Below are 25,302 nucleotides of genomic sequence, written 5' to 3' on the forward strand. Positions count from 1 at the left end.
CGATGTGTCAGGGACTTTACGATCCCGTGGCGGATCGGCGGACCGGGACGGTTGGCGTCTTCCGTCATGTTCCGGTCAAGGGAATGGCTTAAACCGTTGTTTCCTCGGGGTCCGTATGGGAAGACGTACATGAGCGATATCGATAGCCACCGCCGTCGCCTGCTGAAGGGACTCGGCGCCGGCCTGCTGCTGCCGGGGATGGGCTGCGCCCCGGCGCTGATCGCCGCTCCCGGCGCCCGGCCGCGCATCGCCGACGGTGTGCAGTCCGGCGACCTGCAGGGCGATCGCGCGGTGATCTGGAGCCGCTGCGACCGGGCGGCGCGGATGATCGTCGAGTGGGACACCCGCAGCGTGTTCAGCGCGCCGCGGCGGCTGGTAGGGGAGGTGACCGACGCCAGCCGCGACTTCACCGCGCGCATCGACCTGAGCGGCCTGCCGCCGGACCAGTCGATCTTCTACCGGGTGCGTTTCGAGGACGCCCGCGACGGCAGCCTCGGCGAGCCCTGGTTCGGCCACCTGCGCAGCGCCCCGGCGCAGGCACGGGACATCCGCTTCGTCTGGGGCGGCGACGTCGCCGGGCAGGGCTTCGGCATCAATCCGGAGATCGGTGGCATGCGCATCTACGAGGCCATGCGCCGGCGCCAGCCGGATTTCTTCCTGCACAGCGGCGACTGCGTCTATGCCGACGGACCGATCAGCGCGCAGATCCAGACCGCCGACGGCCAGGTGTGGAAGAACCTGGTCACCGAGGCGAAGAGCAAGGTGGCCGAGACCCTCGACGAGTTCCGCGGCAATTACCGCTACAACCTGCTCGACGACAATCTGCGCCGCTTCAACGCCGAGGTGCCGCAGATCTGGCAGTGGGACGACCACGAGGTGACCAACAACTGGTCGCCGGGCAAGGAACTGGACGACCGCTACCGGGTGCGCGACATCGGCCTGCTCGCCGCCCGCGGCCGCCAGGCCTTCCTCGAGTATTCGCCGATGCGCGTGCTGCGCCCGGACGGCGCCGGGCGCATCTACCGCAAGCTCGACTACGGTCCGCAACTGGAGGTGTTCGTGCTGGACATGCGCAGCTACCGCGATGCCAACAGCGACAACCTGCAGCCGCGCCAGGGGCCGGGCACCGCCTTCCTCGGCCATCCCCAGCTCGACTGGCTGAAGCGCGAGCTGCGTGCCTCGAGGGCGCTGTGGAAGGTGATCGCCGCGGACATGCCGGTCGGCCTGCTCATCCCCGACGGCGAGGACGCCCAGGGCCGGCGACGCTGGGAGGCGATCGCCAACGGCAACGACGGGCCGGCCCTCGGCCGCGAGCTGGAGATCGCCGAACTGTTGGCCTTCATCCGCCGGCAGGATATCCGCAACATCGTCTGGCTGACCGCCGACGTGCACTACTGCGCGGCTCACCACTACAGCCCGGAGCGGGCGGTCTTCCAGGATTTCGAGCCGTTCTGGGAGTTCGTCGCCGGCCCGCTCAACGCCGGCAGCTTCGGCCCCAATCCGCTGGACCGCACCTTCGGACCCGAGGTGGTGTTCCAGAAGGCGCCGCCGGTGGCCAACAGCTCGCCGCTGGCCGGCTACCAGTTCTTCGGCGAGGTGGAGATCGAGGCACGGAGCGGCCTGCTGCGGGTCAGCCTGCGGGACATCGACGGCGTGGCGGTGTACGGCCGGGAGTTGCAGCCGACCTGAGCCGTTTCCGCCTACGCCTGTCCGCGGCGCACCTTCAGGGTGCGCGGGATGGCCTCGATCCCCGGCTGGTAGTCGCCCTCGATGGCGCGCAGGGTCCGCTCGAGCACCCGTTCGGCGATGCGGTCGTACTGCTGGGCGATGGTATTGACCCGCAGCGGCACGAAGTCCAGCAACTGGGCGTCGCCGAAGGTGGCCAGGCGCAGGTCGGCGAACGTCTCCGCCGGGTAGTCGCGCAGCGCCTCGAAGACGCCTTCGAGCAGCACGTAGGAGGTGGTCACCAGGGCGTCCGGCCGGTCCGCGCCGTTCAGCAGCTCGCGCATCTGCCGGCAGCCGCAGGCCCGGCTGAACTGCTCGGCATGGTGTACGCTGACGATTCCTTCGAAGCCTTCCAGGGCCTGGTGGAAACCGCGCTCGCGGGCCTGGCTGATCGGCAGGGCGCTGTAGGCGTCGATCAGCGCGATGTGCCGCGGCGGCGGGTCGAGCAGGCTGGCGGTGAGCTGGGCGCCGGCCAACTGGTCGTCGCTGACCACCGAACGGATGTGCGCGGCGTCGAGGGCGCGGTCGACGGCGATCACCGGCAGCCCGCCCTCGACCAGGTTGCGGTAGAGCGGGTCGTCCTGCGGCAGGCAACTGGCGACGATCAGCGCGTCGCAGCGCCGCGAGCGGAACAGTTCGAGCAGTTGGCGCTCGCTGGCCGGGTCGTCGTCGGAACTGGCGATCAGCAACTGGTAGCCGACGGCGCGGGCACCCTGTTCGAGCAGTTTGGCCAGGCGCGCATAGCTCGGGTTCTCCAGATCCGGGAGGATGAAGCCCAGGCAGCGGCTCTGGCCGCGGCGCAGGCCGGCGGCCTGCTGGTCGGGTAGATAGCCGTAGCGCTCGACCACCGCCAGCACGCGTTCCACGGTGGCCGGACTGATGCGCCGCTGGGCGGCCTGGCCGTTGATCACATAGCTGGCGGTGGTGACGGATACCTGGGCCAGACGGGCGATATCGCTGAGTTTCAAGGTTGCATCCTGGGTAACGGCAGGGCTTCAAGGATCGCCCATTATCGGGTAACGTGCCAGCCCGCAGTGAAACGATTCAGCAGGCGATCCGTTGAACTATTCTTCCATAAATGACCGGCGTCGCCTGCGCTCGACGGTGGCTCTTGCCAGAACCAGAACAATCAGGAGATTTCCATGCTCGAGTTGAATGCCGCGCAGATCCGCATGGGCCGCGCCGCGCCTGACAAGCTGGCGGCGCTGGCGTTGCTGGCCGAGGGTCTGGTAGACGACGGGTTGGTCGAGCCCGGCTACCTCACCGGCATGCAGGCCCGCGAAGCCCAGGGCTCGACCTACCTCGGCCAGGGCATCGCGATTCCCCATGGCACGCCGGAAACCCGCGACCAGGTGAAGCGTACCGGCGTGCGTCTGATCCAGTTCCCCGACGGCGTGGATTGGGGCGATGGCCAGCAGGTCTACCTGGCGATCGCCGTCGCCGCCCGTTCCGACGAGCACCTGCACCTGCTGCAACTGCTGACCCGGGCGCTCGGCGAGGGCGATCTGAGCCAGGCGCTGCGCGAGGCCGGCGAGCCCGAACAACTGGTCGCGCTGCTGCAGGGCGCGCCGCGCGAACTGGCCCTGGACAGTCAACTGATCGGCCTGGGCGTGGCCGCCGAGGACTTCGACGAACTGGTCTGGCATGGCGCGCGCCTTTTGAAGCGGGCCGGCTGCGTGGCTTCCGGCTTCGCCGGCAGCCTGCTGCAGAGTCAGCCGCTGCCTTTGGGCGAGGGACTCTGGTGGCTCAACAGCGAGCAGGCGGTGGAGCAACCCGGGCTCGCCTTCGTCACCCCGGCCCGGCCGCTCGTCCTGCACGGCCAGCCGCTGACCGGGCTGTTCTGCCTGGCCAGCCTGGGCGAAGCGCACCGCCAGTTGCTCGAGCGACTCTGCGACCTGCTGATCGAGGGGCGCGGCGCCACCTTCAGCCAGGCCACCTGCAGCCGTGCCGTGCTGGAGGCCCTGGGCGCCGAACTGCCGGAGGACTGGCCGAGCCTGCGCGTCACCCTGGCCAACGCTCACGGGCTGCACGCGCGGCCGGCCAAGGCGCTGGTCGAGGTCGCCCAGTCCTTCGACGGCGAGATCCGCATCCGTCTGGCCGGCGAGAGCGGCCGCGGGGTGTCGGCCAAGAGCCTGAGCAAGTTGCTGGCGCTCGGCGCGCGGCGCGGCCAGGCACTGGAGTTCAGCGCCGAACCGGCGATCGCCGCCGATGCCCTGCCGGCGATCGAGGCGGCCGTGCTGGCCGGCCTCGGCGAGAGCATCGAGCCCCTGGCGTTGCCGGGCGAGACGCCGCCGTCCGAAGAGCCCGGCACCTCCACCTTCGTCCGGCCGCGAGCGCCAGCGGCCGGCACGCGTCTGCAGGCGGTCGCCGCCGCGCCGGGCATCGCCATCGGTCCGGCGCTGGTGCGCACCCCGCTGGAACTCGACTACCCGCAGCGCGGCCAGGGCATGCTGGTCGAGCTGCAACGCTTGGACAGCGCCCTGGCGCAGGTCACCGCGGACATCCAGCGGCTGATCGACGACAGCGAGGAAGCCAACGTCCGCGAGATCTTCATCACCCATCAGGCGATGCTGCGCGATCCGACGCTGCGCGAGGACGTCAACGCGCGTCTGGCCGACGGTTTCAGCGCCGAGGCCGCCTGGAGCGTGGAAACCGAGGCGGTGGCGCAGCAGCAGGAGGCCCTGCACGATGCGCTGCTCGCCGAGCGCGCCGCCGACCTGCGCGACATCGGCCGGCGGGTGCTGGCGCACCTGTGCGGCGTCGAGGCGCCGCGCGAGCCGGACGAGCCCTACATCCTGGTGATGGACGAGGTGGCGCCCTCCGACGTGGCCAGCCTCAACCGCCTGCGCGTGGCCGGCATTCTCACCGCCCGCGGCGGCGCCACCGCGCACAGCGCGATCATCGCCCGCGCCCTGGGCATTCCGGCCATCGTCGGCGCCGGCGAGGCGGTGCTGGCGCTGGCCCAGGGCACCCCGTTGCTGCTCGACGGCGACCACGGCGTGCTGCGCGTCGCGCCGGACGCGCAGACCCTCGAGCAGGCACGCCGCGAGCGCGAGGCCAACCGGCTGCGCCGCGAGCGCGCCCACGCCGAGCGCATGCTGCCGGCGGTGACCCGCGACGGCCACGCGGTGGAGGTGGCGGCGAACATCGGCGCCAGCGGCGAGAGCGCCGAGGCGGTCGAGCTGGGCGCCGAGGGGGTCGGCCTGCTGCGCACCGAACTGGTGTTCATGGACCACGCCCAGGCGCCGGACCGGCACGCCCAGGAAGCCGAGTACCGCCGCGTGCTCGACGGCCTCGGCGGCCGGCCGCTGGTGGTGCGCACCCTGGACGTCGGCGGCGACAAGCCCTTGCCCTACTGGCCGATGCCGGCGGAAGAGAACCCCTTCCTCGGCGTGCGCGGCATCCGCCTGAGCCTGCAGCGCCCGGACATCCTGGAGACCCAGTTGCGCGCGCTGCTGGCCTCGGCCGACGGCCGGCCGCTGCGGATCATGTTCCCGATGGTCGGCGGCGTCGAGGAATGGCGCATCGCCCGCGACCTGGCCCTGCGCCTGCGCGAGGAGATCCCGGTCGACGACCTGCAACTCGGCATCATGGTCGAGGTGCCCTCGGCGGCGCTGCTGGCCCCGGTGCTGGCCCGCGAGGTGGATTTCTTCAGCATCGGCACCAACGACCTGACCCAGTACGCCCTGGCCATCGACCGTGGCCATCCGACCCTGTCGGCCCAGGCCGACGGCCTGCATCCCGCCGTCCTGCGCTTGATCGGCATGACCGTCGAGGCGGCCCATGCCGAGGGCAAGTGGGTCGGCGTGTGCGGCGAACTGGCCGGCGACATGCTCGCCGTGCCGCTGCTGGTCGGCCTCGGGGTGGACGAACTGAGCGTCTCGGCGCGCTCCATCGCCCTGGTCAAGGCCAGGGTGCGCGAACTCGACCTCGCCCATAGCCGGGCGCTGGCGCAGCGGGCCCTGGCGCTGGAGAGCGCCGGTGCGGTGCGCGACCTGGTCGGGGAGACGCACTGATGGCGCGCATCCTGACCCTGACCCTGAACCCGGCGCTGGACCTGACCCTGCGCCTCGACAGCCTGCAGCCGGGCACGGTCAACCGCAGCCAGGCGCTGGTCAGTCACGCCGCCGGCAAGGGCCTGAACGTCGCCCAGGTGCTCGCCGACCTGGGGCACCGGGTGACCGTCTGCGGCTTTCTCGGCAGCGCCAACGCGGCGCCTTTCGAGGCGCTGTTCCATCGCCGCGGTTTCCTCGATGCCTTCGTCCGGGTGCCGGGAGAGACCCGCAGCAACATCAAGCTGACCGAGCACAGCGGGCGGATCACCGATATCAACGGGCCGGGACCGCTGGTCGAGGCCGAGCATCGCGAAGCCTTGCTCGAACGGCTGGAGCCGATCGTCGGCGGGCACGACGCCGTGGTGGTCGCCGGCAGCCTGCCGCAAGGCGTGGAGGCGCAATGGTTCGCCGTGCTGCTGCGCCGGCTCGGAGCCTTCGGGGTGCCGCTGGTGCTGGACAGCAGCGGCGCGGCCCTGCGTGCCGGTCTGGAGCTGGCGCCCTGGCTGGTCAAGCCGAACGAGGAGGAACTGGCCGAGGTCCTCGGCGTCGCCGCGAGCGAGGCGCTGGGCGCCGCGCCGCGCCTGCGCGCCCAGGGCGTCGAGCATGTGCTGCTGTCGCGCGGCGCCGCCGGAGCCAGTTGGTTCGGTCCGGGTATCGCCCTGGCGGCGTGCCCGCCCAGGGTCGAGGTGGTCAGCACGGTGGGCGCCGGCGATTCGCTGCTCGCCGCGACCCTGCACGGTCTGCTCGAGGGCTGGCCGGCCGAGCGCACCCTGCGCCTGGCCACCGCCATCGCCGCCCAGGCGGTCACCCAACTGGGCTTCGGCATCCACGACCGGGAACAGTTGGCGCGCCTGGAGGCGGGCGTCACGGTCACCTCGCTGGCCTGATACGACACAACAAGAAAAGAGGTTTCTTTTTCATGAATCTGCTGATCGTCACTGCCTGTCCGAGCGGCATGGTCACTAGCGTGCTCTGCGCGCGCCTGCTGGAAGCGGCGGCCCTGCGCCTGGGCTGGACCACCCGTGTCGAGGTGCATGATCCCAGGGCGATCGGCTCGCCGCTCGCCGAGGAAGACATCGCCGCCGCCGATCTGGTGGTGGTGGTCAAGACCGGCGAGCTGGCGCTCGACCGCTTCGCCGGCAAGCGTCTGCTGCAGTCCACTCCGGCCGATGCGCTGCAGGACCCGCAGCGCTTCCTCGAAGAGGCCGCCGCGCGTGCCGAGCCGTTCCAGCCGCGGGCGGCCGCGCCGGCTGCCACGTCCGGTGCCCAGCCGCGGCTGGTGGCGGTGACCGCCTGTCCGACTGGGGTGGCCCACACCTTCATGGCCGCCGAGGCCCTGCAGCAGGCCGCCAGGCAGCTCGGCTACGCGCTGCAGGTGGAGACCCGTGGTTCGGTGGGCGCGCGCAACCTGCTCGACGAGGCGGCCATCGCCGCCGCCGACGTGGTGCTGCTGGCCACCGACATCGAGGTGGACACCAGCCGCTTCGCCGGCAAGAAAATCTACCGCTGCGGCACCGGCGTGGCCCTCAAGCAGCCGCAGCAGACCCTGCGCCGCGCCCTGGAGGAGGCGCTGCCGCAGGCCGGCGCGAGCCCCGCCGCGGCTGCCTCGCCGGGCAAGGCGATGAGGAGCGGCCCCTATAAACATCTCTTGACCGGGGTGTCCTACATGCTGCCGATGGTGGTGGCCGGCGGCCTCCTGATCGCCCTGTCGTTCGTCTTCGGCATTGAGGCGTTCAGGGAGGAGGGCAGTCTGGCCGCGGCGCTGATGCGGATCGGCGGCGACACCGCGTTCAAGCTGATGGTGCCGGTGCTGGCCGGCTACATCGCCTATTCCATCGCCGACCGTCCCGGCCTCGCGCCGGGGATGATCGGCGGCCTGCTGGCCGGCGAACTGGGCGCGGGCTTCATCGGCGGCATCGCCGCCGGCTTTCTCGCCGGCTATTGCTCCCGCGCCCTCGGCCGCTGGCTGCGCCTGCCGGCCAGCCTCGAATCGCTCAAGCCGATCCTGCTGATCCCGCTGCTCTCCAGCCTGTTCACCGGGCTGGTGATGATCTACGTGGTCGGTGCGCCGGTGGCCGGCATGCTCGCCGGGCTGACCGACTTCCTCAACGGCATGGGCAGCACCAATGCCGTGCTCCTCGGCCTGCTGCTCGGCGGCATGATGTGCGTCGACCTGGGCGGGCCGGTCAACAAGGCGGCCTATGCCTTCTCGGTGGGGCTCCTGGCCTCGCAGAGCTACGCGCCGATGGCGGCGACCATGGCGGCCGGCATGGTGCCGCCGCTCGGCATGGCCATCGCCAGCCTGCTGGCCCGCTACAAGTTCGCCCAGGCCGAGCGGCAGGCCGGCAAGGCCGCCGGCGTGCTGGGACTGTGCTTCATCTCCGAGGGGGCGATACCCTTCGCCGCCAGGGACCCGCTGCGGGTGATCCCGGCGAGCGTCGCCGGCGGCGCCCTGACCGGCGCCTTGTCGATGTTCTTCGGCTGCAAGCTGATGGCGCCGCACGGCGGACTGTTCGTGCTGCTGATTCCCAACGCGATCAATCATGCGCTCCTGTACCTGCTGGCGATCGCCGCCGGCAGCCTGCTGACCGGGGGGCTGTACGCCGTGCTCAAGCGCGGGGAGGTCGCCGAGATGGCGGCTGCGACGGAGCGGCCCGGCCAGCCCGCCGAGCGGCCGTCGGGCCGGCACGCCTGAACTCAGTACTGGACCGCCTGGGTCAGGCCGCCGTCGACCAGCAGGCTGGTGCCAGTGGTGAAGCTGGCGGCCGCGCTGGCCAGGAACAGCGTGGCGTTGGCCACTTCCTCGGGCCGCGCCATGCGGCCCATGGGGTTCGCCGCCAGGCACCTGGCGAAGAGTTCCGGCTGCTCGCGCTCGATCCGGCCCCAGACGCCGTCCTCGAAGTAGACGTTGCCCGGCGAGACCACGTTGACCCGGATGCGCTGCCCGGCCAGGCGCAGGGCCAGGCCCTTGCCGTAGTGGATCAGCGCCGCCTTGAGTGCGCCGTAGGGCTCCGCGAAGAGGTCGATCTGCCGGCCGGAGACGCTGGAGATGATCACGATCGCTCCCGCCTCGGATCGCTCGAGCCAGGGCAGGGCGGCGTTGACCAGGCCGACGGTGCCGAGCAGGTCGGTCTCGAAGGCCTGCCGCCAGGCCGACAGATTCTGCCCGCCGGCCAGCGCGCTGACATTGGGCACGACGATGTCGATCCCGCCCAGGCGCGCCGCCGCGTCTTTCACCCACTGCTCCAGCGCCGCGCCGTCGGTGACGTCGACGGCCTGGCCGAAGGCCTGCGCGCCGAGTTCCCGTTCGGCCTGCGCCACGCCCTGCGGGTCGCGGGCGCAGAAGGCCACGCGCGCGCCTTCGCGCAAAAAGCCTTCGACGATGGCCCGGCCGATGCCGCGGGTACCGCCGGTGACCAGTACGTTTCGGTTCTGCAATTGAAGATCCATGGACTTCTCCTTGAGTGAGGGGGTTGGCTCGCCGGGGCGAGCGCGAGGGCGTAGAAGTAGCATGCCAGAGCGGTTTGACAAGGCCTGACAGCCGGCCCCTCCAAGGTCTTTGCCTAAGGCTATGTCTGAGTTAGCTGTTGCAGCAGGCTAAGCTGATCATGGCGTCTCTGCATGCGGGAGGTGGATCATGAAAGCGAGTCAGTTCACGCGATGGATCGCTCAGCTCTCCAACCTCAGCCCGGAACAGCGTGAGCAGCTGAAGGCATGCCTGTCGGCACCAGGCAGCCTTCCGCAGGAGATGATCGCCACGCCCAGCAGTTGCCCGCACTGTCAGTCCAGCGAGTTACAGCCGTGGGGCTCCAGTGGCGGCCTGCCACGGTATCGCTGCAAGTTTTGCGGCAAAACCAGCAACCCATTGACGGGTACACCGATGGCGCGCCTGCGAAAGCGCCATCTCTGGCAAGGCTATGCCGAGGCGTTGACCCAGAGCCTGACGGTACGCAGGGCGGCGAAACACTGTGGCGTCAGTAAGAACACAGCCTTCCTGTGGCGACACCGGTTCCTGACCCAGATCGCCGATCACCAGGCTCAGCATGAGTCCGGGATTGTCGAGGCCGATGAAACCTTCTTCCTGGAGTCTTTCAAGGGACAGCGAGACTTGCCGCGCCCACCTCGCAGGCGCGGAGGCAGCGCGAAGCAACGCGGGTTGTCTGCCGAGCAGATTCCTGTCCTGGTGGTGAGAGATCGCAGCGGCCAGCATGCCGACTTTCAGCTGAAGAAGCTCGATGCCGTGCATGTCAGGGAGCGACTACGCCCCCTGATCGATGCTGATGCGATTCTTTGCTCTGACAGTGCCGCCGTCTATGCCCACTTTGCCAAGGCAGAAGGCATCACCCATCAGCCGGTCAATCCGAGCCAGAAGCGCAGGGTCGATGGGCCTTTTCACATCCAGAACGTGAACGCCTATGACAGCCGACTGAAGAGCTGGATGATTCCCTTTCATGGGGTGGCCACCAAGTATCTGACCCATTACCTGGGATGGCGCCGCCTGCTCGAACGCTACAAGACGCAGCTCAATCCATTGATTTGCTTGAGGGAGGCGCTGGGGCGAGTAGCCATGCAACAGCTAACTCAGACATAGCCTTGCCTAAACTCCCCGATAATCGATCGGCAGGAAAGGCGCCGAAGCGTCCTCTGCAACGTGCCCACGCAGGAGCGCTCGTCGTTATACACAACTCCAGTCCCCACAGGTCTATACCCAAAAGGGATTCGTGGAGAATGACGATGAACTGGGCAGAGGAGGAAATGCAGACCGCCGACCTGGGCGATGAGCGCCTGAATGTACGGGTAGCCAAGGTCCTGGAGCGGTTGGGAGCGCACCCGGGGAGCAGCATTCCCGCGGCCTGCCGGGGCTGGGCGGAAACGATGGCGGCCTATCGGTTCTTCGACCACGAGAAGGCAACATTCGAGACGGTGCTGACACCGCATCGGGATGCCACGCTGCAGCGCATGGAGTGTTGCCCGGTGGTGTTGCTGGTACAGGACACCACCGAGCTCGACAAGTGGGTGAGCCTGGGCCCCAAGGGCGTGGGCACGCTCAAGGAGCAGCAGAAATACCCGCGTCGGTTGCATCCGACCGTGGCCTTTACCCCAGAACGCATCTGCCTTGGGGTCGTGGAGGCCTTGTGGTGGAGCCGCGACGAACCGAGTCCGCGCAAGGCGCGTCGTGGCAAGGGCGTGGACGAGAAGGAGAGCCGGCGCTGGATCGACAGTTACCAGGCTAGCTGCGCGTTGCAGGGGCAGATCTCCAAAACGCAATTGGTGAACCTCGCCGATGCGGAAGGGGATCTGTATGAATGGTTCACCGAGTATGCGGAAGTCGCACCGTCCACGCGGGCGCAGTGGATCGTGCGTGCGGCACAGGATCGACGCGTGCTGACGGGCGATGCCGACAAGCTATGGGCATCGCTGGCCATGGCGCCGGGTCTGGGGCAGCTCGCCGTCGAGGTCCGGGCACGCCCGAAGCGCCCGGCCCGGCAGGCCCGGGTCACGTTGCGTTCGGCCACTGTCGTGCTGCGTCCCCCCGCTCGAATCGGTCGCCACTTGCCGGAAGTCTCCGTCAATGCCGTGCTGGCCCGCGAAGAGAATCCTCCGGAGGGCGTCGAGCCGCTGGAGTGGCTGTTGCTGACCAGCTTGCCGGTGGGCAGCCTGGAACAGGCCTCTACGATTGTCGCCTGGTATGCCGTGCGCTGGTATATCGAGATTTACTTTCATGTCCTGAAAAACGGCTGTCAGATCAATTGCCTGCAACTGGAAACCGAGGAGCGGCTACTGCCTTGCATCGGGCTTTACCTGGTGGTTGCCTGGCGAGTGCTGTACAGCCTGATGCTCGGACGTGCCTGCCCGGAGCTGAATTGCGAGTTGATTTTCGAAGCCCGGGAGTGGCGGGCCGCCTACCTCGTGATCAAGCGCTGCCCACCGCCGCCGGTGCCACCTCGACTGGGCGAGATGGTTGAGTGGGTGGCCGGTCTGGGCGGCTATCTGGGGCGCAAACACGATGGCCCACCCGGCCCCAAGGCCATGTGGATCGGATTGCAGCGATTGCGGGAGTTTGTCATTGCACTGGAAGCACGCGATGCGCTCGCCGGAACTTATGTATAACGACGAGCGCAGAAGCGTGGGCACGATCATCCTCGTCGCTCGATGGCTCTCTCGCTCCTGCGCGAGAGTTCCGGGGCCGGTCGCTCCGCGCCGTAGGGAGGGGCAAGCGCAGGCGCGCTCGACGCCGCGAAAAGCAAAAGGCCTCGGAGGGCTGGGCCTGACAGCCTTCGTGCGGGGAGGGCGGCGGGAGGTGCGGAGCCGGCCGGGCCGGCTCCTGCCCAGGGGATCAGTGATGCTCGCGGGTAGCGCGGAATTTCACTTCCGGCCAGCGCTCTTCCATCAGGCTCAGGTTGACCCGGGTCGGCGCCAGGTAGGTGAGGTGGCCGCCGCCGTCGATGGCGATGTTCTCGAAGGCCTTGACCTTGAAGTCCTCGAGCTTCTTCTTGTCGTCGCATTCGATCCAGCGTGCCGACCAGACGTTGACCGCCTCGTAGGCGCACTCGACCTTGTATTCCTCCTTCAGCCGGCTGGCCACCACGTCGAACTGCAGCACGCCGACCGCGCCGAGGATGATGTCGTTGCTGCGCTCGGGGAAGAACACCTGGGTCGCGCCTTCCTCGGCCAGCTCCTGCAGGCCCTGGCGCAACTGCTTGGATTTCAGCGGGTCCTTCAGGCGCACGCGGCGGAACAGCTCCGGGGCGAAATGCGGGATGCCGGTGAAGCCGAGGATCTCGCCCTCGCTGAAGGTATCGCCGATCTGGATGGTGCCGTGGTTGTGCAGGCCGATGATGTCGCCGGCCCAGGCCTCTTCCAGCATCTCGCGCTCGCTGGAGAAGAAGGTCAGCGCGTCGGCGATCTTCAGGTCCTTCTTGATCCGCACGTGGCGCATCTTCATGCCCTTCTCGTACCTGCCCGAGCAGATGCGCAGGAAGGCGATGCGGTCGCGGTGCTTCGGGTCCATGTTCGCCTGGATCTTGAACACGAAGCCGGTGAACTTCTCCTCGGTCGGCTCCACCACCCGCTCGTGGGCGGCGCGCGACAGCGGCTGCGGCGCCCAGTCGACGATGCAGTCGAGCACCTGGTCGACGCCGAAGTTGCCGAGCGCGGTGCCGAAGAACACCGGGGTCATCTCGCCCTCGAGGAAGGCGTCCCGGTCGAATTCGTGGCAGGCGCCCTTCACTAGCTCAAGCTGCTCGACGAAGCCGTCGTAGAGATCGCCCAGGTGCTCGCGCGCCTCGGCCGAATCCAGCCCCTGGATCACCGGCACCTCGATGCGTTCGTGGCCGTGGCCCGGCACGTAGACGAAGATCCTGTCCGCAGCCAGGTGATAGACGCCCTTGAAGTCCTTGTAGGAGCCGATCGGCCAGGTGATGGGCGCGGCCTTGATCTTCAGCACCGCCTCGATCTCGTCGAGCAGTTCGATGGGGTCGCGGATGTCGCGGTCGAGCTTGTTGATGAAGCTGACGATCGGCGTGTCGCGCAGCCGGCAGACGTCCATCAGCGCGATGGTCCGCGGCTCGACGCCCTTGCCGCCGTCGAGCACCATCAGCGCCGAGTCCACCGCGGTCAGGGTGCGGTAGGTGTCCTCGGAGAAATCCTCGTGGCCGGGGGTGTCGAGCAGGTTGATCATGTGCTCGCGGTAGGGGAACTGCATCACCGAGGTGGTGATGGAAATGCCGCGCTGCTTCTCCATCTCCATCCAGTCGGAGGTGGCGTGGCGGTCGGACTTGCGCGACTTCACCGTGCCGGCCACGGCGATCGCCTGGCCCATCAGCAGCAGCTTCTCGGTGATGGTGGTCTTGCCCGCGTCGGGGTGGGAGATGATGGCGAAGGTACGGCGCTTGGCGACTTCGGCGGCCTGGGTGGTCATGGGTGGAAACCTGGAGCGGAGCGAAAAATGGACGCGAAGTATACAGGATGGCGCCGGCTTCCCCCGTCATTCGCCGGAGCGATTCCATCCGCCGGGCAGTAGCGGAACCGGCTGCCCGGCGACCAGCCGGCCTGCCGTTCCGTCGGCGCGGGTCGCGGATGAATCCGCTCCCACACCGGCAGTGTTCTCCCTGTGGGAGCGGATTCATCCGCGACCTGCCGCAGGCAGCCCGAAGCCCGGCGCCCGCGCTGTCGTGCCGATCCGGAACCGGCTGGCCCCGAATACGGTTACTCAGAAATAGCGCACCACCTGCGCCCAGAGCTGCGGCACGCGGCGTTTGTCGCTCTCGGCGTCCTCGTTGCCCAGCCGCCAGGCCGCCGTGGCGCTGACCCGCCAGCCATGCGTGGCCCAGGCGGCGCCGAGCCCCGCGCCGGACAGATGGCGGTGGTTTTCGCCGTCGTCCCAGGTGTCCTTGTGCAGCCGCACTTCGCCGTGGTCGACGAAGCTGGAGAACTGCCAGGCGTCGCTCAGCGCATAGCGCAGTTCGAGGTTGGCCAGCCAGCCCTGGTCGCCGGACGCCTCGCCCTGCGGGTAGGCGCGCACGCCGTAGGCGCCGCCCAGGTAGAGCTTTTCCGAGCTGTCCAGGTTGCCGTCGGCCCACTGCCCCTGCAATTGGGCATACAGGCTGAAGCGCTCGGTCAGGCGCTGCAGCCGGGTCAGGCTCGGGCGCAGCACATGGTATTGCCCGGCGATGCCGGCGCTGGCGCGGTCGGAGTCCTTCTCCTGGCCGCCGTCGAGGTTCAGGCTGCCGTGGCTCCAGTCCAGGGCGAAGGCATAGACGCCGCCGCCGGACAGCCGGTCGCGCCCGCCGCCGGAAAGGCCCAGGGTGGTGACCCGGAAACGCTTGTCGCTGCGGCTGTCGAACAGATCGATATCGTCCTTCAGGTGCTTGGCATCGAACTGCAGGCGGGCATCCAGGGAGAAATCCCGGCGGCGGATCAGCGGCTGGAGGGCGAACAGGCTGGCGATGCGCGCCTCGCCGTGGGCATCGAGATCGCCGAAATCCTTGGAGAGCTGGTAATCCATGTCCGACCAGGCGACGCCGAAGCGGGTCGCCCAGGGCCCGACCGGTAGTTGATAGGCGACGCGGTAGTAATCCTGATCCTCGTCCGAACCCATGGCGCGCAGGCTCAGGCGGTCGCCCAGGCCCAGCGGATTGTCGACGTTCACGGTCGCCCCCAGCCGGTACTCGCCGGTGAAGCGGTTGCCGTAGTTGTCGGCATCGATGCTGCCGCTGACCAGCCGCTCCGGCCTGGTCTCGACCAGCAGATCGGTGGTACCCGTATCGGCGCCGGGGCGCAACGTCGACTTCACCGCCACGCCGGGGGTTTCCTGCAACAGCAGCAGGCTGCGCTCCAGCGGGCCGGCGCGCACCGCCTCGCCGGGCTTGAGGGCGGCCAGCGGGGCCAGGGCCGAACCGCCGAGGTGCGCCTTGCCGTCGACGCGGATCTCGCCATAACGGCCTTCCAGCACGGCGATCTTCACGACACCGGCCTCGATCTCCTGGGCCGGCAGATAGGCGCGGGCCAGCGGATAGCCGCGCTCGCGGTACAGGCGGGTGATGCGCCCGGCGCCGGCGCGCAGCTCGCCGAGCGACACCGAGCGGCCCTTGAGATCGCCGAGCAGCGGCAACAACTCGGCGGCGGGAATGGCGGCGTTGCCGTCGAGAACGAAACCGCGGACCTGCAGGCTCGGCCCGCCGGACTTGACCTCGGCGGCGGGCGCGTCGGGCAGGTTCAGCTCCAGGGACTGGCGCGGCGGCAATTGCAGCGGCGGCTCCAGGCTCTGCAGGGTCTGGCCGGCGTCCGGCGCACTGGCGGCCAGGGCGACGGAGGAGGCGAGCAGGGAAACGGGCAGCAAGGCGACGGACAGCAGACTCGTGGACAGGCGCATGGCGGATCAGATTCCTTCGGGCAGGCGGATGCCGGTGTCGATGACCTGGTAGGGGTCGCGTTGCCCGCCCAGAACCAGCGGCTTGCGCTCGTTGTCGTGGACCGAGGCGAGGATGTCGGCATAGGCCGCCGGCGGCTGGAAGAGGCGGGACGGTTCGGCGACGACCGGGATGGCCGGGGTTATGGTCAGGCCGCCGGGCAGGTAGGCGATGGCGTAATTGCCGGAAGTCAGGCCGCCGGCGCTGAGCTCGTAGCCGCCGGCATCGACGGCGCCCTGAGCCGAGCCGCCGTAGACCAGGGTGCCGGACAGCACGGAAGCGTCCTCGCCCTCGACGAAACCGGAATAGCTGACGCCGTTGCCGCCGCTGAAGGCCAGCCCGTCGTAGGTCTTGCCGGCGTCGTTGGCGGTGATCGTCAGCCCGGCCTTGCCGATGGTGAGGGTGCCGTCGACATAGCCGATGTCGTAGTTCGACAAGCCCGTGCCATCGGCATTAGCGGCGGTGATGGCGTAGCTGCCGACCGTCGCGGTCGCCGTCTTGCCGGCGCTGGCGAGATCGACGCGGCCGACCGAATCGCCGTTGACCAAACCCGACACGCTGTAGCCGCTCAAGCTCGCGGTTTCACCGTAGGTTTTGGAGGCATTGGAGGCGGTGATGGTCAGCCCGGCCTTGCCGACCGTCAGCGAGCCATCGACATAGCCGATGTCGTAGTTCGACAGGCCCGTGCCGTCGGCGTTGCTGGCGGTGGTGGTGTAGCGGCCGACCATCGCGGTCGCCGCCTCGCCGGTGCTGGCGAGATCGACGCTGCCGACCGAATCGCCGTTGACCAGACCCGACACGCTGTAGCCGCCCAGGCTCGCGGTTTCGCCGTAGGTCTTGGAGGCATCGGAGGCGGTGATGGTCAGCCCGGCCTTGCCGACCGTCAGGGTGCCGTCGACATAGCCGATGTCGTAGTTCGACAGACCCGTGCCCTCGGCACCGCTGGCGGCGATGGCGTAGCTGCCGACCGTCGCGGTCGCCGCCTTGCCAGTGCTGGCGAGATCGACGCTGTTCACGCCGTCGCCGTTGACCAGGCCATCGACCGTGTAGCCGTTCAGACTCGCGGTTTCGCCGTAGGTCTTGGACGTATCGTTCGCCGTGATCGTCAGCCCGGCCTTGGCCACGGTCAGGGTGCCGTCCACATAGGTGATGTCGTAGTTCGACAGCCCCGTGCCGTCGGCGTCGCTGGCCGTGATCGTGTAGCTGCCGACCGTCGCGGTGTTGGCCGTGCCGGCGCCGGCCAGATCGACGCCGCTCACGCTGTCGCCGTTGAGCAGGCCATCGACCGTGTAGCCGTTCAGACTCGCGGTTTCGCCGTAGGTCTTGGACGTATCGCTCGCCGTGATCGTCAGCCCGGCCTTGGCCACGGTCAGGGTGCCGTCCACATAGGTAATGTCGTAGTTCGACAGCCCCGTGCCGTCGGCGTCGCTGGCCGTGATCGTGTAGCTGCCGACCGTCGCGGTGTTGGCCGTGCCGGCGCCGGCCAGATCGACGCGGCCGACCGAATCGCCGTTGACCAGACCCGACACGCTGTAGCCGCCCAGGCTCGCGGTTTCGCCGTAGGTCTTGGAGGCATCGGAGGCGGTGATGGTCAGCCCGGCCTTGCCGACCGTCAGGGTGCCGTCGACATAGCCGATGTCGTAGTTCGACAGGCCCGTGCCCTCGGCACCGCTGGCGGCGATGGCGTAGCGGCCGACCGTCGCGGTCGCCGGCTCGCCGGTGCTGGCGAGATCGACGCGGCCGACCGAATCGCCGTTGACCAGACCCGACACGCTGTAGTCGCTCAGGTTCGCGGTCTCGCCGTAGGTCTTGGAGGCATCGGAGGCGGTGATGGTCAGCGCCGCCCTGTCGATGCTCAGATCGCCGGCGACGTAGGCGATGGCGTAGTTGGTGGCGCTCAGGCCGCTGGCGGCGATCGCGTAGTCGCCGGCGTTCACCGCGCCCTGCGCCGTGCCGCCATAGCCCAGCGTGCCGGAAAGCACCGAAGTGTCTTCGCCGTTGACGAAGCCGCTGTAAGTCACGCCATTGCCGCCGCTGTATGCGAGGCCGTCGTAGGTCTTGTCGGCATCGTTGGCGGTCACGGTCAGCGCCGCCTTGTCGATGCTGACGCTGGCCGTGCCGGCGTAGCCGATGTCGTAGCCCTGCTGGTCGGAATACAGTCCGCCCAGGCCCAGTGTGCCAGCGGCCAGCGTGTAGCTGCCGGCATTGGCGCTGCCGGTGGTGTAGGTCAGCGTGCCGTCGATCGGGCTGGCGTCGGCGGCGCTGCCGTCGGTCAGCGTGGCGGTGTAGCCGCTGCCCAGACTGCCCGTGCTGGTGCCGTCGTAGGTCTTGCTCGCGCTGCCGTCGGCCGTCACCGTCACGGCGGTCAGGAAATGGCGCAGTAGCGGCGTGGTGTCGCCTTCGTAGAGGCGCCAGGTCTTGCCGGTGCCGCCTTCGTCGTCGATGTCCCAGCCGGCGTCGGTGAAGGTGGACAGGGTCTGCAGTTGCGCCAGGGTCTTGGCCGTGCCATAGGCGTTGCCGGTCCACGCACCGTCGCTGCCGTTGTTGATGGCATTGCCGTCGGTATCGGTGGTGGCGTAGAAGCTGGCGGTGATGCTGGAATTGTTCGTCCCGACCAGCCCACCGATGTAGTTGGTGCCCGTCACACTGCCGGTGGCATAGCTGTTGCCGATGCTGGCCGTGCCGCCGTAGGCAAAGTTATCCCCGACCAGCCCGCCCACGTCGTAGTTGCCCGTCACCTTGCCGCTGGCGTAGCTGTCGCTGATGCTGCCGTTGTTGTTGACCCCCGCCAGACCACCGATGAAGTTGCCGCCGTAGTAGTCGGTGATGCCGTTGACGTCGCCGGTGGCGTAGGAAGCCTCGATGCTGCCGCTGTTGCTGCCCACCAGCCCGCCGACGATGTATTCGCCGCTGACATCGCCGGTGGCGTAGCTGTACTGGATGCTGCCCGTGTTGTTGCCGACCAGCCCGCCGAGATACTGGCTGCCGTATTCGCGGCTGACGCCGACGGCCTGCACGTCGCCGGTGGCGTGGCTGTCGCTGATGCTGCCGGCGTTGTAGCCGACCAGCCCGCCACCGTACCAACTGGCGCCGCTCACGCTCACGTTCACATCGGCATGGCTGCCGCTGATGGTGCCGGCGTTGTAGCCGGCCAGGCTGCCGATGTAGTAATAGCCGCCGCTGACGCTGCCGTCCTCCAGCCCGACGTTGGCGATGCTGCCACTGCTGCCGACGTAGCCGAACAGACCGATGTAGTTCTCGCTGTCGCTGCGGTTGAGGGTCAGGTCGCTGATGATATGCCCGTTACCGTCAAAGGTGCCGGTGAAGGTGGTGCCGATATCGCCGATCGGGTTGAAGCCGGTGCAATTGCCGCTGCCGTCGCAGTTCCAGTCGGCAGTGCCGCTGGCGTCGATGTCGTTGGCCAGCGCGAAGTGCGCGCCGAGCAGCGAAGTCGAGGCCATGCCCTGAAGCCCATAGACATCGGCGATCAGATAGGGGGTGCCGCTGGCTCCGGTGCCGCCGGTCGCCCGGATGAAGGTGGCGCTGGTGGTCAGGCGGAAATCGGTGGCGCTGAACGACGGCAGGCTGGTGGCGATCTGCCGCCAGGTGCCGGAAGTCAGGGCGAAGGTGCCGACGTCGATCGCGTCCGCCGTCGTTGCCGTGCCCGCTGCTGCCACGGTCAGCGTGCCGTCGGCGGCGGTCAGCGTGTCGCCCAGGGCGATGTCGCCGCTCGACGTGGTGGTCAGGGTCAGGCTCGACGTGTCGTTCCAGGCGACGGCATCGCCGATCGTCAGGTCGCCGGCGGCGGTGAGATCGATGTCGCCGGACACGCCGAAGGTGCCGCCGCTGGCGAGCGACAGCAGGCCGCTCGATCCCAGGTTGGTGTTCAACCCGTAGTCGCCGCTGGCGTCGAGGTAGACGCCGTAGCCGGCGACGGTGGTCAGGTTGTCGAGCGAACTGTTCGACAGGAACGACAGGTCGCTGTCGCCGTAGCCGCCGAAGGTCGCGATGTAGTTCGTGCGCGTGGCCGTCAGCGTGGCGGCGTCGGTGATCAGGTGGGCGCCCGAGCCATAGATCGACAGGTTCTGCACCCCGTTGGTGCCGATCACGTCGCTGAATGCCGCCCCATTGGCGCTGCCGTTATCGAGATAGGCGAGCGCCCCGGTGCTCGCCAAGGTATCCGCGTCGGCCAGGACGTAGTAGTAGCCGTTGGCGCCAGTGCTGGCATAACCGATGGCGCTGCCGTCCGAAATCGCCGTGACCCCGGCGCCGGCCAGGGCGCTGGTGCCCGCATCGGAATAGGCAAGGCCCGAAACCGCGATCGGCGTCGTCGGATAGCGCCAGCCGAAATAGGGATAGAGATTGGCGCCGGCGCCCCAGATCGAGGCGGAGAAACCGGTGGGCAGGGTGCCCTGCAACTGTGCCGTGGTCCGGGCGATGGCGTTGCCGTTGCCCCCGCCTATTCCCGATGACTGGCCGGTGGTTTCGGTGTTCCAGTAACTCAGGACGATGGCCCCGGCGGCATTGTTGTTCCAGCCCACCAGCCCGCCCGGGCCGGTGCCGCTGACATAGCCGGCGGCATAGCTGGTGACGATGGTGCCGTTGTTGTAATTGACCCCCACCAGTCCGCCGACGTTCGAAGCCGAACCGGTGCCGATCACCGCACCAAGGGAATAGGAATTGGTGATGGCACCCTCGTTGTGGCCCACCAATCCGCCGATGGGGCCGGCGGCGCCGGTCACCGAGCCGGTGGCGTAAGACTGGCTGATCGTGCCGCCGTCGCCGGAAAAGCCATTGGCGCCGACCAGACCGCCGATGTAGCCGTATCCAGCGGTCGTATTGGTCCCTGTCACGTTGCCTGTGGCATAAGACTGGGCGATGGATCCTCCGTTGAGGAGATAGCCGACCAGCCCGCCGGCCTGATAACCCGCGCCCGTCACATTGCCGCTGGCGGAGGAACTGCTGATGGCACCTCCATCATTGGCGCCCACCAGGCCACCCGCGTTGGCTTCGCCGGAACTGTTCGCCGAGACCGTGGCGCTCGCGGAGGCATTGGTCACTGAGCCGTCCTGCATGTAACCGATCAGGGTGCCGACATCATCATTGCCGGTGACGCTGCCGCCTGCCAGGCCCACATTGCTGATCGTGGCCCCACTGGTATAGCCGAACAGACCCACGTAATCGGTGGCGCCGCGATCGATGGTCAGGCCGGCGATGGTATGGCTTTGCCCATTGAAGGTGCCGGTAAAGGGGGTGGAATTGTCGCCGATGGGGAAAAAGCCGCCGGCCCCCCAGATTTCGCCGCTGTTGCTGGCGGTGGCGGCCAGGGACAGGTTGGTGCCCAGCCGGTAGCTGCCCGACGGGGCCAGCGACATCAATTGCAGCGCATGGGGCGTATGGATGACGGTGGAATATTCGTTGCGCAGCATCGGCCGGGTCTGGCCCGCGATCATCACCCAGGTATTGGTGAAGTCGAAGCCGGCATAGGTGGCTTGGGTAAAGGCATTGCTGTTGGCGATGCCGGTGCCGGTGGGGCTGGTGCCCTGGCCGGTGGTGGTCATATCCCAATAGGCATTGGTGGTGGCGAAGGTGGTGCCGCTATTCGCGACGCCGATCAACCCACCGGCATTGCTGCCGGTGATTGCGCCGCTGGCGTACACATTGCTCAGGGTCGTGGTGGCACCGCTGGCCCGCCCGATCAACCCGCCGGCCTGGTCGCCGGCGCTGACCGCCCCGACGGAATAGGAGTCGGATATGCTCACCCCGTAATAGCCATAGCCGGCCAATCCCCCGGCGGCGTTGACGGTGGCTGTCACGCTGGCCGTGGATGATGAATCGGTCAGGGATGAATCGCCGAACCATCCGGCGATGCCGCCGACTTCCTGATACCCGGTCACCGTGCCGGTGATATGGATATTGGTCAGCGTGGTGCCATAGGCATCGCCGATCAGCGCCCCGGTGCGTGCCATGCCGACGATGGCGGCGTTGGATAGCGTCAGGTCGCGGATGGTGGTGCCGCTGGTGGCGCCGAACAATCCGGTCGCGTTGCTGCTGCGCTTGATGGTCAGCCCGTCGATGGCATGGCCCAGACCGGCCAGGGTACCGCCGAATTCACTCCCGCCAATGGTGCCGATGGGGGCAAACCCGGCGCCGCCGTTCCACGCGCTGGTGGCGCTGGCGTCGATATCCTCGGCCAAGGCGTAATAACCGCTCAGGCTCATGGCCTGCAGGGCGGTGACATCATGGATCAGCGTATAGCTGGCAAGCGAACCGGTCTCGCCGATGGACAGCGTGGCGGCGTCCCCCGACAGGGTGATCCGCGCGCCATCGTTGAGGCCGTAGCCTTGCCCGGAACCGTAGGAGAGGACCAGGCCGGCGCTGTCGCCGGTGGCGGTGATGTCTGCGTCGACGTCGATGTTGCCCGCCGCTTGCAGCGTCAGGACGGTATCTGCGCTCCATTCCACTGCCGAGGCCACGGTGATGTCGCCGGCCTGGGTGCCGCCCGTGCCGGTGGAGACGGTGACGTTGGCGGTGGACAGCGCGGTTTCCAGGGTGGAGGCGTCGAGCACGCTGTCGTCGCCGCTGGCGGTGAAGCTGCTGACATTGCTGTCGCCGGTGTCGCTGATGGTCAGGTCGTACGGGTCCAGCAGCAGGTCGCCGGTCCGGCCCTGTTCGGCGGTCAGGTCGACCTTGCCCTCGAAGGCCAGCACCGCCTTGCCGGAGACTTCCGCCTTGCCGCCGTCGCCGCCCCGCTTGCCGCCTTTCGCGCTGATGCTGCCGGCGTAGGTGGTCTTCTCGTCCGACCAGACCACGACCTTGCCGCCGTCGCCTTGTTCGGTGGCGTCGGCCTTGAGGGTGGTTTTCGCGTCCACCGTGGTGGTCTTGGCGTGGGCCAGGGTGCCGGAACCCTGCCAGTCGCCGCCGACCTTGATGGTGCCGCCGCCGGTCGTGCCGCTGGCGTCCAGGGTGGCTCCGGTCAGGGCGATGCGCCGGCCGGTGACCTCGATGCTGCCGCCGTTACCCTCTCCCCCGGCCCCTCTCCCATGCATGGGAGAGGGGAGGTTGCCCGTGCTGCCGGTGAGGCCCGCGATCCGGCTCTCCTCTTGTGGGTGTGGAGCGGTAATGCCGAGGGCGTCCGCGGCTTGGCTCCCCTCGCCCGCTTGCGGGAGAGGGGCCGGGGGAGAGGACAGCGTGGCGCTGGCGTCGAGCGTGCCGGCGACCTGCACGGTGCCTTCGTCGCCGCCGTCGAGGACGATCCGGCCGTTCATCTCGCCGAGGGTTTGCGCTTCGACGATGCCGTCGTTGTTGACCACGGTCTTCAGCAGGGCGTCGCTGGCCCGGGCGGTCATGATGACCTGGCCGCCGTCGGCCTTGATGAGCTGGTGGTTTTCCACCAGGGCGTCGGCGGTGGCTTCGTCGACCTGCACGCTGAGCAGGCCGTCGCCGACGAAGTCCAGCGTCACCGCGTTGCCGGCGGCCAGGGCCACCGTGCCCCGGTTGGCGACTATGGTGCCCCGGTTGCTGACGGTGCCGCCGAGCAGGGCCACGGCGCCGCCGTCGGCGGCGGTGATGTTGCCCCGGTTGGTGACGGCGGCGTTGCTGCCGTCGCCCTTGAAGCGGTAGTTGCCCTTCTCGAAGTCCTCGTTGGCGATGTCCAGGGTGGAGGCGACCAGTCCGCCGACTTCTACCTGGGCGTCCTTGCCGAACAGCACGCCGTTGGGGTTGACGATGAAGACCCGGCCGTTGGCTTGCAGGGTGCCCATGATCTTCGAGGCGTCGGAGCCGGTGACGCGGTTCAGCGCGATGGAGCTGCTGCTCGGCTGGTCGAAGGTCACCTTGTTGTCGGTGCCGATGTCGAAGGATTGCCAGTCGATGGCGACTTTGGCGGTGGACTGGGAGACGGTCATCTCCTTGCCGGTGGTGGCGATGCCGGCGGCGCCGGAGACGACGTCGCCGCCGCTGGGCAGGTCGGCGGCGAAAGCGCAGGCGGGGGCGAGGGCGACGACGCTGGCCAGGGCGCGGCAGGCGCCGCCGGGCCTGCCGCGCTGGCGGGCGTGTTCGCTGGCGACTGTCCAGCCGCCCAGCGAACGGTTCCAGACGATGTTGAAGATCCGGTTCATGTTCCCTCCCGACTGCCCGAAGCAATTGAGCCGGGTAGCCTAGGAGGTGGGCGCGGATACCTTCTTGATAGAGATTGCTGTCTTTTCGCCATCATTGCGGGCGCGTCGCGCCTTCCCGCGTCCTGGCTCAGTTTTTCAGAGCGATGGTCACGTCCAGCCATTGCTCTCCGCCGCCGTTCAGCCAGGGTGGCTGCCGGTAGCGCTCCAGGGTGCCCGTCCCGCCGGCGCCGAAGCATTCGCCGGAGCGTGGCCCCCACACCGAGCCGATGGTGCGATAGACCGGAAAGATGTGGCTGTAGGGTGCGCGATGCTCCAGGCAGGCGAAGCGCGCGGCGGGCAGGATCAGGCGCGAGAGAGCGGGGTGCTCGCGGTCGAAGCCGGCGTCGACGATGGCGCAATCGTAGCGCACCAGGTCGTTGGGGGTGATTTCCGGGTTGTCCTGAACGATGCCGACGGCCTGGGCATCGGCCAGGGGAAAGCCGGCCCGGTCGAGGCATTCGGCGAAGCGCCGCCAGTTGTCCTCGACCAGCGCATAGCTGCCATAGAAGCGCATGGCCAGCACCGGCTGCGACGGGAAGGATTCCACCCGCACTTGGGCTACGCGTGGTTCGTCTTCCGGGGCCAATGGGGTGGAGGCCCGGCGGGCGAACTGGCGGTATTGCGTGGGTACCAGGCCGAACTGGCGGTGGAAGGCGCGGATGAAGGCTTCATGACTGGCATAACCCGTCGACAGGGCGATCGACAGCACCGACTCCTGGGAGATGATGAGAAAGATCGCCGCGCGGTCCAGCCGCGTGCGCCGCAGGTACTCGCCGGGGCTCTCGCCCATCGCCTCCTGGAAGCGGCGCTGGAAACGCGAGGCGCTGAGATTGGCGTGGGCGGCGATCCGCTCCAGGGGGAACGGCTCTTCCGTGGTCGATTCGATCAGGCGGATGGCCTTGACGATACGCGTGTCTTCCAGCAAGCGGGGTGGCAGGCCGTTGCGCAGGCGGGGAGCGAGCGGGCCGGCCGGCGGTTTGTCGAACAGCAGCGCCAGCTCCTGCTCGATCAGATGGGATTCCGTCTGTGCGTCGGGCTGGCCGGTGACGGGGTCCGCGGGAAGCATGGGCGATTCCTTTTCGGCAACGCATGGGGTCGACCGGCGATCGCCGGGCCATGCCCTCGGCCCGGCGGCGGTTCGTGGCAAGGAGCTGGCCGACGGAAAATAAGGAACTTTTTCGAAAAACTCAAAACACTGCCCGGTCGGCCGGCAACCAGGAAAAGGCGCGCTGGACGATTTCGCCGACGAGCGGTTCGCTGTCGGGCCCTGGCGGCGTGTCCAGCGGCGCGAGCCTGCCGGTTTTCGAGGCGGAGCATGTTCCGAAGGTCATGGAACGTGCAGCATTCATGACGTTCTGTCGAAGATTTGCAACGTTCGTCGGTGACAATGTAAAGAGCCGCCTTGCAGGGCAATTTCCGATTGCCGCCCGTGGCGTGTGGCCCTAAAGTTCG

The 25,302-nt window shown here is 68.4% G+C and carries 13 protein-coding genes; 7 read left to right on the top strand and 6 right to left on the bottom strand.

Going from position 1 to position 25,302, the window contains the following annotated elements; all coding sequences use genetic code 11:
* The first annotated feature begins 129 nt into the window (after window positions 1-129).
* Window positions 130-1,689, top strand: coding sequence for an alkaline phosphatase D family protein (locus tag AVCA_RS05485; protein ID WP_012699864.1), 1,560 nt, complete (start codon window positions 130-132; stop codon window positions 1,687-1,689).
* 11 nt (window positions 1,690-1,700) lie between these two features.
* On the opposite strand, the gene cra is transcribed toward AVCA_RS05485, so the two are convergent.
* Window positions 1,701-2,693: a catabolite repressor/activator gene (gene cra / locus AVCA_RS05490; protein ID WP_012699865.1), complete on the bottom strand. Its 993-nt coding sequence runs from the start codon at window positions 2,691-2,693 to the stop codon at window positions 1,701-1,703.
* 174 nt (window positions 2,694-2,867) lie between these two features.
* On the opposite strand from cra, the gene ptsP reads away from it, so the two are divergent.
* Genes ptsP through AVCA_RS05505 form a run of 3 tightly spaced genes read left to right on the top strand, consistent with a single transcriptional unit; the run spans window position 2,868 to window position 8,475 of the window.
* The gene (ptsP, locus tag AVCA_RS05495) at window positions 2,868-5,741 is read left to right on the top strand and encodes a phosphoenolpyruvate--protein phosphotransferase (RefSeq protein ID WP_012699866.1); all 2,874 of its coding nucleotides are present in this window, start codon (window positions 2,868-2,870) and stop codon (window positions 5,739-5,741) included.
* On the top strand, window positions 5,741-6,667 hold the full coding sequence (gene pfkB / locus AVCA_RS05500; RefSeq protein ID WP_012699867.1) for a 1-phosphofructokinase: 927 nt from the start codon (window positions 5,741-5,743) through the stop codon (window positions 6,665-6,667). Before ptsP ends, pfkB begins: the two co-directional genes overlap by 1 nt.
* Before the next feature lie 32 nt (window positions 6,668-6,699).
* Window positions 6,700-8,475: a PTS fructose-like transporter subunit IIB gene (locus AVCA_RS05505; protein WP_072432687.1), complete on the top strand. Its 1,776-nt coding sequence runs from the start codon at window positions 6,700-6,702 to the stop codon at window positions 8,473-8,475.
* 2 nt (window positions 8,476-8,477) lie between these two features.
* Here the strand turns inward: AVCA_RS05505 and AVCA_RS05510 are convergent, their stop codons facing one another.
* Window positions 8,478-9,230, bottom strand: coding sequence for an SDR family NAD(P)-dependent oxidoreductase (locus AVCA_RS05510; protein WP_012699869.1), 753 nt, complete (start codon window positions 9,228-9,230; stop codon window positions 8,478-8,480).
* A gap of 187 nt (window positions 9,231-9,417) precedes the next feature.
* On the opposite strand from AVCA_RS05510, the gene AVCA_RS05515 reads away from it, so the two are divergent.
* Window positions 9,418-10,371 carry an IS1595-like element ISAzvi1 family transposase gene (locus tag AVCA_RS05515; protein ID WP_012700007.1) on the top strand — a complete coding sequence of 318 codons (954 nt, stop codon included), beginning with the start codon at window positions 9,418-9,420 and terminating at the stop codon, window positions 10,369-10,371.
* Between the two features lie 137 nt (window positions 10,372-10,508).
* Window positions 10,509-11,891, top strand: a complete 1,383-nt coding sequence (locus AVCA_RS05520) for an IS4-like element ISAzvi7 family transposase (protein ID WP_012699871.1) — start codon at window positions 10,509-10,511, stop codon at window positions 11,889-11,891.
* Between the two features lie 226 nt (window positions 11,892-12,117).
* On the opposite strand, the gene AVCA_RS05525 is transcribed toward AVCA_RS05520, so the two are convergent.
* The 4 genes from AVCA_RS05525 to AVCA_RS05540 form a co-directional block, all read right to left on the bottom strand.
* Entirely contained in the window at window positions 12,118-13,701 is a 1,584-nt protein-coding gene (locus AVCA_RS05525; protein WP_012699872.1) for a peptide chain release factor 3, read from the bottom strand.
* Between the two features lie 291 nt (window positions 13,702-13,992).
* Complete coding sequence (locus AVCA_RS05530) at window positions 13,993-15,654, bottom strand: ShlB/FhaC/HecB family hemolysin secretion/activation protein (protein WP_012699874.1); 1,662 nt, start codon at window positions 15,652-15,654, stop codon at window positions 13,993-13,995.
* A gap of 6 nt (window positions 15,655-15,660) precedes the next feature.
* The gene (locus AVCA_RS05535; protein ID WP_012699875.1) at window positions 15,661-23,811 is read right to left on the bottom strand and encodes an MBG domain-containing protein; all 8,151 of its coding nucleotides are present in this window, start codon (window positions 23,809-23,811) and stop codon (window positions 15,661-15,663) included.
* Between the two features lie 127 nt (window positions 23,812-23,938).
* On the bottom strand, window positions 23,939-24,916 hold the full coding sequence (locus AVCA_RS05540) for an AraC family transcriptional regulator (RefSeq protein ID WP_012699876.1): 978 nt from the start codon (window positions 24,914-24,916) through the stop codon (window positions 23,939-23,941).
* Window positions 24,917-24,990: 74 nt separating this feature from the next.
* Between AVCA_RS05540 and AVCA_RS26345 the strand changes: the two genes are divergently transcribed.
* On the top strand, window positions 24,991-25,296 hold the full coding sequence (locus AVCA_RS26345) for a hypothetical protein (RefSeq protein ID WP_175555905.1): 306 nt from the start codon (window positions 24,991-24,993) through the stop codon (window positions 25,294-25,296).
* Window positions 25,297-25,302: the final 6 nt, after the last annotated feature.

The organism is Azotobacter vinelandii CA (assembly GCF_000380335.1).
Taxonomy (GTDB): Bacteria; Pseudomonadota; Gammaproteobacteria; order Pseudomonadales; family Pseudomonadaceae; genus Azotobacter; species Azotobacter vinelandii.